Source organism: Nitratireductor sp. WH36-1 (assembly GCF_058725515.1).
Window position 1 is genome coordinate 723,947 of the sequence record NZ_CM178970.1, and the last position, 12,812, is coordinate 736,758.

At 63.9% G+C, this 12,812-nt stretch carries 13 protein-coding genes and 1 other RNA gene; 11 read left to right on the plus strand and 3 right to left on the minus strand.

What is annotated here, in order from left to right:
- The first annotated feature begins 48 nt into the window (after positions 1-48).
- From hemC to AC4PTT_RS03500, 6 genes are all read left to right on the plus strand, one after another.
- On the plus strand, positions 49-978 hold the full coding sequence (gene hemC / locus AC4PTT_RS03475) for a hydroxymethylbilane synthase (protein ID WP_113153266.1): 930 nt from the start codon (positions 49-51) through the stop codon (positions 976-978).
- A 1-nt stretch (position 979) separates the two neighbouring features.
- Complete coding sequence (locus AC4PTT_RS03480) at positions 980-1,687, plus strand: uroporphyrinogen-III synthase (RefSeq protein WP_492162108.1); 708 nt, start codon at positions 980-982, stop codon at positions 1,685-1,687.
- 102 nt (positions 1,688-1,789) lie between these two features.
- On the plus strand, positions 1,790-3,301 hold the full coding sequence (locus AC4PTT_RS03485) for a COG4223 family protein (protein WP_492162109.1): 1,512 nt from the start codon (positions 1,790-1,792) through the stop codon (positions 3,299-3,301).
- A 6-nt stretch (positions 3,302-3,307) separates the two neighbouring features.
- Entirely contained in the window at positions 3,308-4,948 is a 1,641-nt protein-coding gene (locus AC4PTT_RS03490) for a heme biosynthesis protein HemY (RefSeq protein WP_113153264.1), read from the plus strand.
- A 72-nt stretch (positions 4,949-5,020) separates the two neighbouring features.
- Positions 5,021-5,485 (plus strand): tellurite resistance TerB family protein, encoded by a 465-nt coding sequence (locus tag AC4PTT_RS03495; RefSeq protein WP_113153263.1) that lies wholly within the window; start codon positions 5,021-5,023, stop codon positions 5,483-5,485.
- A 4-nt stretch (positions 5,486-5,489) separates the two neighbouring features.
- Positions 5,490-6,275 carry a glutamine amidotransferase gene (locus AC4PTT_RS03500; RefSeq protein ID WP_113153262.1) on the plus strand — a complete coding sequence of 262 codons (786 nt, stop codon included), beginning with the start codon at positions 5,490-5,492 and terminating at the stop codon, positions 6,273-6,275.
- A 129-nt stretch (positions 6,276-6,404) separates the two neighbouring features.
- Here AC4PTT_RS03500 and AC4PTT_RS03505 read toward each other — a convergent pair whose 3' ends face one another.
- The 3 genes from AC4PTT_RS03505 to AC4PTT_RS03515 all read right to left on the minus strand — a co-directional run bounded on the left by AC4PTT_RS03505 (position 6,405) and on the right by AC4PTT_RS03515 (position 8,996).
- Positions 6,405-7,595: a vWA domain-containing protein gene (locus AC4PTT_RS03505; RefSeq protein WP_206548393.1), complete on the minus strand. Its 1,191-nt coding sequence runs from the start codon at positions 7,593-7,595 to the stop codon at positions 6,405-6,407.
- 4 nt (positions 7,596-7,599) lie between these two features.
- Positions 7,600-8,046, minus strand: coding sequence for a GNAT family N-acetyltransferase (locus tag AC4PTT_RS03510; protein WP_283799959.1), 447 nt, complete (start codon positions 8,044-8,046; stop codon positions 7,600-7,602).
- A gap of 113 nt (positions 8,047-8,159) precedes the next feature.
- Positions 8,160-8,996 carry an AAA family ATPase gene (locus AC4PTT_RS03515; RefSeq protein WP_206546126.1) on the minus strand — a complete coding sequence of 279 codons (837 nt, stop codon included), beginning with the start codon at positions 8,994-8,996 and terminating at the stop codon, positions 8,160-8,162.
- A 196-nt stretch (positions 8,997-9,192) separates the two neighbouring features.
- Here AC4PTT_RS03515 and AC4PTT_RS03520 point away from each other — a divergent pair, with 196 nt between their 5' ends.
- From AC4PTT_RS03520 to AC4PTT_RS03540, 5 genes are all read left to right on the plus strand, one after another.
- Complete coding sequence (locus AC4PTT_RS03520; protein ID WP_492162110.1) at positions 9,193-10,020, plus strand: MipA/OmpV family protein; 828 nt, start codon at positions 9,193-9,195, stop codon at positions 10,018-10,020.
- A gap of 82 nt (positions 10,021-10,102) precedes the next feature.
- Positions 10,103-10,259: non-coding RNA, 6S RNA (ssrS, locus tag AC4PTT_RS03525), on the plus strand.
- A 64-nt stretch (positions 10,260-10,323) separates the two neighbouring features.
- The gene (locus AC4PTT_RS03530) at positions 10,324-10,932 is read left to right on the plus strand and encodes a 5-formyltetrahydrofolate cyclo-ligase (RefSeq protein ID WP_492162111.1); all 609 of its coding nucleotides are present in this window, start codon (positions 10,324-10,326) and stop codon (positions 10,930-10,932) included.
- 216 nt (positions 10,933-11,148) lie between these two features.
- Positions 11,149-11,973, plus strand: a complete 825-nt coding sequence (locus AC4PTT_RS03535) for a TIGR00282 family metallophosphoesterase (RefSeq protein ID WP_113153256.1) — start codon at positions 11,149-11,151, stop codon at positions 11,971-11,973.
- 70 nt (positions 11,974-12,043) lie between these two features.
- Entirely contained in the window at positions 12,044-12,811 is a 768-nt protein-coding gene (locus AC4PTT_RS03540; RefSeq protein ID WP_113153255.1) for a TerC family protein, read from the plus strand.
- Position 12,812 lies beyond the last annotated feature (1 nt).

The window sequence follows — 12,812 nt, forward strand, 5'->3', positions numbered from 1 at the left end:
GGGTGTGGTGCATCCGGTTCGGATGCGGGTTAGCACGGACATGACGGCATGCAAACTGATGTGGTGAAGATCGGCACGCGCGGAAGCGCTCTGGCAGTGGCTCAGGCGGCAGAGGTGCGCGCGCGCCTCATGGCGGCGCATGGCCTGCCCGAAGACGCGTTTGAGATCGTCGTCATTTCCACTTCGGGCGACCAGATTCAGGACCGCCCGCTCTCGCAGGCCGGCGGCAAGGGGCTTTTCACCAAGGAAATTGAGGAAGCCATGCTCGATGGCAGGATCGACCTTGCCGTGCATTCCTCCAAGGACATGCCCACCGTTCTGCCCGACGGGCTCGAAATTTCCGCCTTTCTCGAGCGCGAAGATGTGCGCGATGTTTTCATCGGCCGCTCCATCGCCAGGCTTGAGGATCTGCCGCAGGGCGCGAAGCTTGGAACCTCCTCGCTGCGCCGTCAGGCGCTGGTCCTGCGGCTGCGCCCCGATCTCGAAGTCGGCATGTTCCGCGGCAATGTGCAGACGCGCCTGCGCAAGCTGGATGAAGGCGTTGCCGAGGGCACGCTTCTCGCACTTGCCGGGCTCAACCGGCTGGGCGTGCCGCACATCGCCACCGAAATCATGGACCCCGAGCGTTTCCCGCCCGCACTCGGGCAGGGTGCAATCTGCATTGAAAGCCGCATCGGCGATGCGCGCATCGGGCCGATGATTGCCGCGATCCATCATCCCCAAACGGGCGATGCGCTTCTTTGCGAACGCGCTTTTCTCGGCGCGCTGGACGGTTCCTGCCGCACCCCCATTGCCGGCCTTGCCCGCATCGAGGGTGACATGCTGCGCTTTTCCGGTCTGGTGCTGACGCCCGACGGGCGTGAGGTGCATGACATCGAGACCGAAGGCCGGGCAGCGGATGCCGTTCGTCTCGGCGCGGAAGCTGGCGCCGCCGTGCGCGAAAAGGCGGGCACGCGGTTCTTCGACAGCTGGCTCTAGCATGCGGCGGGTGCTGGTCACGCGCCCTGAATCGGGCGCATCGGAAACAGCCAGACGGCTTGCCGAAATGGGTTTCGAGCCGCTCGTCCTGCCGCTCACCGAAACCGTGCCGCTTCCTGCCGCCATACACGCCGAGGCGGTGGATGTGGTGGCTGTCACCAGCCCCAATGCCATCCGCCATGCGCCGCAATCCGTTTTCGACGCGCTGAAGGGCAAGCCCGTCTACGCCGTTGGCCGCCGCACGGGCGATGCCGCACGTGCTGCCGGGCTCCATGTGGTGGATGATGAGGCGGGTGACGCCGAACGGCTTTCCCGACGCATCGACGCCGCCTTTGCCGCCCCCTGTCATGTGACGGTGCTTTGCGGCCAAGTGCGCCGTGACGTACTCGAAACGCGGCTGATGGAAGCCGGCCACAGGCCGCGCCTGATCGAGATCTACGACACGCTGCCGCTTGAGCCTTCCGACGCCGCCGTCCAGTCGCTCATCGGCGACCGTCCGGTCGATGATGTGCTGCTTTATTCGGCCAATGGGGCCGTGCAGCTTGCGCGTCTCATGGTGCGGTCGGGCGTTGGGAAAAAATTAGCGGCTGCGACATATTATTGTCTCTCCGAGCGCATTGCCGAAGCTTTGGGGCCTGATGTCGCAAAAACCGCCCGAATTGCGGATTTTCCGGCGGAAGACCGTTTGCTGCTTCTGCTAAAGACGTAACGTCAATTGCGCTCGCCCCTGTTTTCACCACATGCGGGTGTGATAGGAACTTATATGCACTGCACATAGTGCGGGAACAGCCTTTTGCAGCGGAGTTGCCTGATGGTCAAAACGCCGAGAACGCGTCATTCCAAAACCCAGAAGGAGCCGGTGACCATCGATCTGGATCCCGATCAGGTAAAGCGGGAGAAGGTGGAAACGCCCGACGCGCCCGGCGATACCAGCAAGGAGGAAGCCAAGCCGGAAGCGCAGAAGCCTTCTGACGCCGCCAGGGACAGCGCAAAGCCGGAGGCCGCGAAGGCCGAAGCTGCCGCAAAGCCGGCTTCTTCTGCTGCTGCGAAGGACGACAAGGCCTCCACTTCGCCCAAAGACAAGCCCGCGTCGAAGGATGCCGGTTTCGGTCGAGACGCGAAAACCGGCAATGCCGGTGCACGGCAAGACGATCAGGCAGCGAAGTCCGCAAAGCCTGAAGCCTCCACCCCCGCCACTCCCGCCCCGGCCAAGAGCGGCGGCGGCGCGGGTCGCGCCCTTGCCGGCGGTGTTGTCGGTGGCGTCGTTGCGCTCGCCATTGCCGGTGGCCTTCAATGGGCTGGCGTTCTGCCCGCGCTCGACACGAAGAGCAATGCGCCCGACCCGGCGGTCGAGGTGCTTCGCCAGCAGGTTGCAGCACTTGAGAGCAAGCTGAACGAACAGCCCGCCGCCGGAGGCGAAAGCGAAGCCGTCACTGCCGCTTTGAGCGAGGCCAGTGCGCGCGCCGGTGCGACCGAGCAGCGCCTTGCCGAGCTGGGCGATGAGATCACCACCCTGCGCGAATCGATGTCGTCCGGTGCGGCAGGCGAGGGGCCGGGGCTAGAAGCGCTTTCGCAGCGCCTTGCAGCGCTTGAAGAGCAGACGGCCAGCCTGTCGGCGTCCGGCGATGCCGGTGCGGCGCTGGAGGGCGTGACCGCGCAGCTTTCCACCATGGAAACCGCCGTTCAGGGCGCGACCGAGGCGGCGCGCGCCGCAAACCAGTCGGCGTCCGGCAATGCGACGACCCTATCCACGCTCAAGAGCGAGCTTGATGCGCTGAAGGCGCAGGTGCAGGAGGCGGACGCTGCGCCACGCATGGCGCTCGTCATCGCTGCGACCACGCTCAAATCGGCGGTCGAGCGCGGTACGCCCTATGCCAGCGAGCTTGAAACCTACACCGCCATTGCGCCGGCGGGCGAGGCCGAGGCGCTTGCGCCGCTTGAGGCGAACGCCGCATCCGGCGTGCCGAGCCGCGCCACGCTTGCCGCAGAAGCGCCTGCGGTGGCGAGCAGCATCGTCGCCGCCGTCACCCGCGAGGCCGGAGATGGCGGAGGCGGCATCATCGACAATCTGATGGCCAGCGCCCGCTCGCTCGTAGTGGTGCGCCCGGTGGGCAGCGTTGAAGGCGAAGGCCCGGACGCCATCGCCGCACGCATGGAGGCGGCGGTCGTCGCCAATGATTATGCGAAGGCGCTCGCCGAATACGAGACGCTGCCGGAGGCCGGCAAGCAGGCTGCGGCGGATTTCGCCAACAAGCTTCAGGCGCGTCAGGCCGCCGACCAGATCTTGAACAAGGCGCTCGCCGATGCGCTGAAGGGAGCATAAGCGCAGATGTTCCGTATTCTCTTCTACCTCGTCGTTGTCTTCGTTCTGGGGCTGGGCTTTGCCTGGCTGGCCGAGCGTCCGGGCGACCTGGCAATAACCTTCTCCGGCTACCGCTATGAGGTTTCGCTCATGGTGGCGGCGGTCGGCATCGTGGCCATCGTCGCTGCGGTGATGATCCTGTGGTGGCTGATCCGCAGCATCTGGACGAGCCCTTACACCGTCGCCCGCTATTTCCGGGTGCGCCGCCGCGACCGCGGCTATCAGGCGCTTTCCACCGGCATGATTGCCGCAGGCGCCGGCGATGGCGGTCTGGCCCGTCGCATGAGCCAGCAGGCCGCCAAGCTCATTTCCGCCGATCAGGAACCGCTTATCCACCTGCTCGATGCGCAGGCAGCCCTCCTTGATGGCGACCGTCAGGCGGCGCGCGACAAGTTCACCGCCATGCTGGACGATCCCGAAATGCGCCTTCTGGGCCTGCGCGGGCTTTATCTTGAGGCCGAGCGGCTGGGCGAGCGCGATGCCGCGCGCCACTATGCCGAGCGCGCCGTCGAGGCCGCGCCGCAGCTCGAATGGGCCGTCAATGCTGCGCTTGAGGGCAAGACCGGCGAGGGCGAATGGGATGGCGCGCTGAAGCTGCTCGACAGCCGCAAGGCGACGGGCAAGGACGAGCGCGAGAGCGTCGCCAGCCGCCGCGCCGTGCTCCTCACCGCCAAGGCGATGGATGTGCTCGACGCCGATCCGCAGACCGCCCGCACAGCCGCCCTCGAAGCGCACAAGCTTCGGCCCGATTTCGTACCGGCGGCTGTCACTGCGGCAAGGGCCCTGTTCCGCCAGAACGAGCTGCGCAAGGGCTCCAAGGTTCTGGAGACCGTCTGGAAGAAGGAGCCGCATCCCGAAATCGCGGATGTCTATATCCATGCGCGCCCCGGCGATTCCACGCATGACCGTCTTGCCCGCGCCAAAAAACTCCAGTCGCTGAAGCGCAACAATGTCGAATCGGCGCTGATCGTTGGCCGCGCCGCGCTTGATGCCGGTGAGTTCCAGCTTGCGCGCGAATCCTGCGAGGCCGCAGCCCGTCTCGGCCCGCGCGAGAGCGTCTATCTGCTGATGGCCGACATCGAAGAGGCAGAGACCGGTGATCAGGGGCGTGTGCGCCAGTGGCTCGCCAAGGCCCTGCGCGCGCCGCGCGATCCCGCCTGGGTGGCCGATGGCTATGTGGCCGAACGCTGGGCGCCCATCTCGCCCGTCACCGGCAAGCTCGACGCGTTCGAATGGCGCATGCCGATGGAGCGGCTGGCGCAGGTCGTGGAGAGCGAAGAGGATTTCTCGCCCGCTCCTTCCATTCCCGCGCCGAAGGAAGAGCCTGAAACGGCAGAAGCCGAAACCGTGGTGATCGAGGCCGAAACGGTAAAGCCGGAACCCGCCGCAAAGCCTCAGGAACCGGAAAAACCCTCGGAACCTTCCCCGGAAACGGCAAAAACCCCGCCGCAGCCCCCCGAACCGCCTGCAAAGCCAGCGCCGGTCAACGGGCAGAAAGCTGCGCCGGGGGAGGCCGAAGAGCCCGTCAAACCGCCCATCCCGGATGACCCCGGTGTGGAGCCGGATGACAAGGACGCCTCGACGTCGGGCCGCTTCCGCCTATTCTAATGATCATGCACTGCGATTCGCCCTTTCGGGGCGGATCGCGCTTCCCCCAGGCACCGGATCGCAATCACGCTCATGTTCGACAGCATTCTGTCCTTTCTGAAAGACCTTCCCGGCGGTAGCCGGCAGACGACCCTCAGGCCCGAGGACGACCCGCGCGTCGCCGCTGCCGCGCTGCTCTTCCACGTGCTGGATGCAGACGGCATCCGCGAGGCTTCCGAAGTCGAGAAGCTCAAGGAGACCCTGTCCCAGACCTACAATGTCACGGGCGCGGAGCTGGAAAACCTCCTTGAAGCCGGTGAAAAGGCCGAGCAGGAGGCCATCGACCTCTACGCCTTCACCAGCGTTTTGAAGCGGCATCTCGATGCCGATGCGCGCAAGTCCTTCATCGGTCTCATGTGGGGCATCGTCTTCGCCGATGGCGAGATGCACGAGCTGGAAGACAATCTCGTCTGGCGCGTTGCGGAGCTGATCGGCGTCGACAATCGCGACCGGGTGGTTCTGCGCCAGGAAATGCAAGAGAAGTACAGCAAGTCCTAGCCCCATGGAGACAGACCCGAGCCGTAAGATCCTCATTGTCCTGCATCAGGAAACGTCCAGCGCCGGGCGTGTTGGTCAGGTTTTGCAGGCGAGCGGCTTTTCGCTCGACATTCGCCGCCCGCCGCTTGGTCATCCCTTACCGGAAACGCTCGAAAATCACGCCGGCGTCGTCATGTTCGGCGGCCCGATGAGCGCCAACGACCATGATGAGTTCGTGCGGCGCGAGACGGATTGGCTGTCCGTTCCCCTGCGGGAGAACAAGCCCTTTCTCGGCATCTGCCTCGGCGCGCAATTGCTTGTCAGGCATCTGGGCGGGCAGGTGAGAAGCCATGATGACGGGCTGGTCGAGATCGGCTGGTATCCGCTGCGCGCCACCGAGGCCGGGCGCAAGCTCCTGCACTGGCCCGAGATGGTCTACCAGTTTCACCGCGAAGGTTTTTCGCTGCCGAAGGACGCAACCCTTCTGGCCACTGCCGAACACTATCCCAATCAGGCCTTCCGCTATGGCGAAAACGCCTGGGGCGTGCAGTTCCACGCCGAGCTGACCCGCGCCATGATGCAGCGCTGGGTGGTGCGCGGCGCGCAGCGTTTCGTCATGCCCGGCGCACAGCAGGGCCGCGATCATCTGGGTGGCCGTCTCATCTGGGACCGGCACCTGAAAACCTGGCTGGTCGATTTTCTGGAACTGATCTTCGATTGCGAATGCAAAGGCGCTCTGCACAGCGGTGACGAGGCCACGGGCCAGCACCCCGCCGGCCGCCGCATGGTGGGTCGTCGTGGCTTGGCTTAGAACGCCGTGCGTCCAGTCGGACGCACAAAGGACGCTCTAACCTATTGAATCTACGCATCGTGCTTTGCGAAAATCGATTCCGATTTTCGGGCCGATGCGCTGGGCCTCGCCTAACCGAAGCCGGCCACCTCAGTGCTTGCGTGAAAGTTCCCGCGTGGCGGCTTCAAGCCCGGCAAGCGTCATCGGGTACATGCGCCCGGAAAAGATCTCCTGAAGCATCTGGACCGAGTGCGTGTAACGCCAGTGCTTTTCCGGCACGGGGTTGAGCCACACTGCGTTCGGCCATTGCTGGAGCACGCGGTTCAGCCACACATGGCCGGCTTCCTCGTTCCAGTGCTCCACCGAACCGCCTGCATAGGCAATCTCGTAAGGGCTCATCGACGCGTCGCCGACGAAGATCACCTTGTAGTCCGGCCCGTATTTGTGCAGCACGTCAAAGGTCGGCGTCACCTCGGAATAGCGTCGCCGATTGTCCTTCCACACGCCTTCATAGAGGCAATTGTGGAAGTAGAAATACTCCATGTGCTTGAACTCGGCGCGGGCTGCCGAAAATAGCTCCTCCACAATGCGGATATGGTCGTCCATCGAGCCGCCCACGTCGAAGAACATCAGAAGCTTCACCGCATTGCGCCGTTCGGGCCGCGTTTTCACGTCCAGATAGCCGTGCTCGGCCGTCGCCTGCACCGTGCCGGGCAGGTCGAATTCCTCCACCGCGCCCTCGCGCACCCAGCGGCGCAGCCGTTTCAGCGCGACCTTGATGTTGCGCGTGCCCAGCTCCACCGCATCATCGAAATTCTTGAAGTCGCGCTTGTCCCAGACCTTCACCGCCCGCCGGTGGCGCGATTCGTGCTGGCCGATGCGCACGCCTTCCGGGTTGTAGCCATAGGCCCCGAAGGGAGAGGTGCCGGCAGTGCCGATCCACTTGTTGCCGCCCTGGTGGCGGTCCTTCTGTTCGGCCAGCCGCTCCTTCAGCGTCTCCATCAGCTTCTCGAAACCGCCCATGGCCTCGACCAGCTTCTTCTCCTCGTCGCTGAGGTGTTTTTCCGCCAGCCTCCTCAGCCATTCCCCGGGGATCGCCTGCGGGTCGACGCCATCGCCGCCCGACACCGCCTCCACGCCCTTGAAGACCTGCGAGAAAACCTGATCGAAACGGTCGATGTGCCGCTCGTCCTTCACCAGCGCCGCCCGCGCGAGATAGTAAAATCCCTCCACGTCATAGGCGACGAGCCCCTTCTCCATCCCCTCCAGCAGCGAAAGATACTCGCGCAGCGACACCGGAACGCGCGCGGCTTTCAGCTCAAGGAAGAAGGGGATGAACATGTGCTCACTTTCGCTGGTACTTGATGAACGGCGTCAGTTTCGCGATCCGGTCATAGAGCTTGCGGGCGGTCTCGTTGAAGTCCTGCGTCATCCAGTAGACATTGGCGGCGCCCGCCGCATCCGCCTTCTCGTAAACCGCCTCGATCAGCGCCCGGCCGATGCCCTTGCCGCGTATCGCGGGGTCCGCATAGAGATCCTGCAGATAGCAATTGTTGCCCACGGTCCAGCACGTGCGGTGGAACATGTAGTGCACCAGCCCGACCGGTTTCCCGTCCACCTCGGCGATCAGCCCGTTCGGCTCATAGTCGCCATCGTCGAAAAGCCGTTCCCATGTGGTCGCATAGACCTCTTCGGGAACGCTGGTCTTGTAGAATTCCAGATAGGCGGTCCAGAGCCTGCGCCATTCGGGCTCGTCGCTTCTGGCAAGCGGGCGGATGGTGATTTCGGTCATTCGGGTCTCGTCCTCCTCTTTCCCGCACAGTCCGGCCCCGCACTGTCAGGCGTAGCTGTTTCGCCGGCAAGGGCCAGAAAAATGAAGGCTTTGCGCCTGGTAAAGCCGCCCGTCTATTGCCGCCGCGCCATGAAGGCGAGCTTTTCAAAGAGGTGCACGTCCTGTTCGTTCTTCAGGAGCGCGCCGTGCAGGCGGGGCAGGGCGCTTTTCGCATCCCCGCGCAGATCCTCCGGCTGCACATCGTCGGAAACGAGGAGCCTGATCCAGTCCAGCGCCTCGGAGGTCGAGGGCTTTTTCTTCAGCCCCGGCACGTCGCGGATCTCGTAAAACTGGCTGAGCGCGGCAGACACCAGGTTCTTCTTGATACCCGGATAGTGAACCTCGACAATGTCGGCCAGCGTCTCGGCGTCGGGAAAGCGGATATAGTGGAAGAAACAGCGGCGCAGAAAGGCGTCTGGCAGTTCCTTCTCATTGTTCGAGGTGATGATCACGATGGGCCGATGGATCGCCCGCACCGTCTCGCCGGTCTCGTAGACATAGAACTCCATCTTGTCGATTTCCTGCAACAGATCGTTGGGGAACTCGATGTCGGCCTTGTCGATCTCATCGATCAGAAGAACGGTCCTGCGGTCCGCCGCAAAGGCCTCCCACAGCTTGCCGCGCTTGATGTAGTTCTTGATGTCGTTGAAGCGCTCGTCGCCGAGCTGGCTGTCACGCAGGCGCGACACGGCGTCATACTCGTAAAGCCCCTGCTGGGCGCGTGTGGTGGATTTCACATGCCATTCGATCAGGTCCAGCCCCAGTGCGGCGGCCACCTGCTTGGCAAGCTCGGTCTTGCCGGTGCCGGGCTCGCCCTTCACCAGAAGCGGCCGCTCCAGCGCAATCGCCGCGTTCACCGCCACCATCAGATCCTTGTCGGCGACATAATCCGCCGTGCCTTCGAAGCGCATGCAATCTCTTCCCTGTTCCCGTGCGCAGTGAACCTATTGGCGCGGCATGGCAAGCGCAAGCATCGGCCGGCCAATCTGTGCGCTCTACCGGCTGCACGCGCCGGTTTCGACAAGGGTTCACAGAGCGTTAAGCCGGTCTTTACGCAAAAGAGGGTATTTTAGGCATTTCGGCTTTCCCGGTTCTCGGAGTTCTGCGTTGCGTCCACATTTAGCCGCCCTTCTGTCCGCGCCTCTGGTTGCGGCGTCCCTCGCTCTCGCCCCCGCTTCCGCACAGGAAGGCGGGTCCGGCAAGAATTTCTGGTCGGGCGACTGGTCGGTGACCGTTGGCGCAAGTGGCGCTTTCCGGCCGGAGTTCGAGGGCTCCAGGAGTCATCTTTTCAGCCTGGTGCCGCTGGTCTCCGTTGGCCGTCAGGGCAATGACAGGCGTTTCTCCTCGCGCAACGACAATGGCTCCTTCGCCCTGTTCGGGGGCTATGGCTTTGAGGCGGGCCTCACCGGCAAGTTTCTCTTCAAGCGCGACGCGGACGACGCCAATGACCTGAAGGGCCTCGACCCGGTCAAATGGGGCGTGGAAGCCGGCGGTTTCGCCGAGGTCTACCCGACCGACTGGTTGCGGGTGCGTGGCGAGCTGCGCCACGGTTTCCGCGCCCATAGCGGTTTCGTTGCCGATGTGGCGGCAGACGCCTTCTACGATGTGACCCCGCATATCCGCATCTCGGGTGGCCCGCGCGCCTCGTTCGCCAGCAAGGACTATTTCGAGACCTATTACGGCGTTAACGCCAGAGAGGCTGCGGCCTCCGGACTGAGCGAGTACCAGCCCGATGGCGGCGGCCTCAAATCGCTCGGTGTGGGCGGTGCGGTGACATGGAAGGTGACCGACGCCTTCACCTCCAGCGTCTTTGCCGAATACGCGTCCCTGAAGGGCGCGGCAGCCGATTCCAGCCTCGTTCGCGAGCGCGGCTCGCGCAACCAGTTCACGATCGGCCTGTCCTCCACCTACCGTTTCGACTTCACGCTCGACTGACGTCACACTTGGTTGTGAAACTTGTGCGCCCGGCGTCAGAATATCTCTGGCGCGGGCCGGGGCTCGTCCCTATATTGCGCGCAGCGATCTGCGCTTCCCGACAGGAATCTTTTTCCCCGGGGCCTTATCGATCCTTAAGGGAGCTGTCCCTGACCTCGCCCGTGGGCTTGGTTACACGGCGCCCACCTACGTTGTAGGTTCCCGGGATCGTGCATTCCATCGGTCGCCGTGGATCGCAGCTTTCTTTTTTCAGATGTCGTCAGCACGCTTCCTTCCGTGCTTCATTCATGGTGATTGAGCCGCATGAGCGACATGATGAACGATCAGGCCTCACAGAAGAAGCAGTTGCGCCGCGAGGCGCTGGCCCGCCGCAACGCGCTCGATCCCGACTGGCGTGCGGAAGTGGCCGAGGCGTTGGCCTCGCAGGCGCAGCGGATCGCAGTCGGGTCCGGCACGGCCGTCTCGGGCTTCTGGCCAATGCGCTCTGAAATGGATGTGCGCCCGCTGATGGCGGTGCTGGCTGCGCGCGGGGCGCGGATCGCGCTTCCCGCCATCCTCGACAGGACCACCATCGTTTTCCGGGAATACCGCCCCGACGCGCCTCTGGTCGACATGGGGTTCGGCACATGGGGACCGGATGACAGGGCGGCGGTCCTTGACCCCGAAATCATGCTCGTGCCGCTTGCAGCCTTCGATGCACGGGGCCACCGCATCGGCTATGGCGCGGGCTATTACGACCGGGCAATCGCGCGGCTGAAGGCGCGGGGGCTTTCGCCCCGGCTCATCGGCATCGCCTTCGATTGCCAGGAGGTCGCGGGCGTGCCCGACGAGCCGCATGACGAGCGTTTGCCCGAGATGCTCACCGAAAGCGGTCTGCGGCAGATTTCCGGTTTTCACGCGCAGAAAAATTGATCTAGAGCGCCGTGCGTCCATTCGGACGCACAAAGGACGCTCTACCTTGTTGAATCCACGCATCGTGCTTTCCGAAAATCGCTTCCGATTTTCGGGCCGATGCGGTGGAGCGCCGTGCGTCCATTCGGACGCACAAAGGACGCACTACCCTGTTGAATCTGCGAAACGGCCCGAAAATCGATTCCGATTTTCAGACCGATGCGCTAGAAGCGGCCCATGAGATTTTTGTTTCTTGGCGATATGGTCGGTCGCGCTGGCCGCACGGCGGTCTGGGAAAAGCTTCCCGGCCTTATTTCTGATTTCCGGCTCGATTTCGTGGTCGTGAATGGCGAGAACGCGGCAGGCGGTTTCGGCATCACCGAAGAGATCTTCCGCAACACGCTGGATGCCGGCGCCGATGTGGTGACCACGGGCAACCACGTGTGGGACCAGCGCGAGGCGCTGGCCTTTGCGCCGCGCGAGGAGCGTTTCCTGCGCCCGGCGAATTTCCCGAAAGGCACGCCCGGTCGCGGCTCCGGCGTCTACATCGCGCGCAATGGCGCGCGGGTTCTGGTGTCCAACATCATGGGCCGGGTGTTCATGCATCCCGAGCTCGACGATCCCTTCGCCTGTGTCGAAGATGTGCTGGCCGCCTGTCCGCTGGGCGAGCAGGCCGATGCCGTCATTCTCGATTTCCATGCCGAGGCCACGTCCGAGAAGATGTGCTTTGGCCATTTCGTCGATGGCCGCGCGAGCCTTGTCGTGGGCACGCACACGCACCAGCCGACAGCCGATCATCAGATCCTGAACGGCGGCACGGGCTATCTGTCCGATGCCGGCATGTGCGGCGATTACGATTCTTCCCTTGGCATGGACAAGGAAGAGCCCCTCAACCGGTTCACCGCCAAGGTGCCCAAAGGGCGGTTCGAGGCGGCCAGCGGTCCTGCAACGATCTGCGGCGTCGGGCTCGAAATCTCCGACCGCACGGGCCTTTGCGAGAAGATCGCCCCGCTCAGGCTTGGTGCGCGCCTTGAGGAAACCGTTCCCGCCTTCTGGCGTTGACGCTGGGCGCGGCTGCGCATAACTCTGCAAAACGCTATATTTTGAACAATTGCCAGCGAGGGGTGCTGCCATGGAATGGCTTGCCGGTCACTTTGAGTTTGTCTCCCATCCGGAAGCCTGGGTCGCGCTTGTGACCCTGGTGGTGCTCGAGATCGTTCTCGGCATCGATAACCTGATCTTCATTTCCATCCTCACCAACAAGCTGCCCAAAGAGCAACAGGCGCGTGCGCGGCGCATCGGCATCAGCGCCGCGCTGATCCTGCGGCTGGCGCTTCTGGGCACGATCTCGATCATCGTCCAGCTCACCGAGCCGGTGTTCGAGCTGTTCGGCCATGGCTTCTCCTGGCGCGACCTTATCCTCATCGCCGGCGGTCTCTTCCTGGTGTGGAAGGCCACGAAGGAAATCCACCATTCGGTTGATCCCGACGATGGCAAGGAAAACATGATGGGTCAGGTCACGATGTCCGCCGGTGCGGCGATCGTCCAGATCCTGCTGCTCGACCTGGTGTTCTCCATCGACTCTATCATCACCGCCGTTGGCATGACCAACGAGCTCGCCATCATGTTCATCGCCGTCATCTCGGCCGTGACCGTCATGCTCATCGCCGCCGAACCGCTGTCGCGCTTCATCGCGGCCAACCCGACCGTGGTCATGCTGGCGCTCGCCTTCCTGCTGATGATCGGCATGACGCTGATCGCCGATGGCATGGGCTTCCACGTGCCCAAGGGCTACATCTACGCGGCCATGGGTTTCTCGGCGCTGGTCGAGTCGCTCAACATGCTGGCGCGCCGCAAGCGCGCGCGCGCCAAGGCGCTGCAGGGCGGGGCGGGCAAGTAGC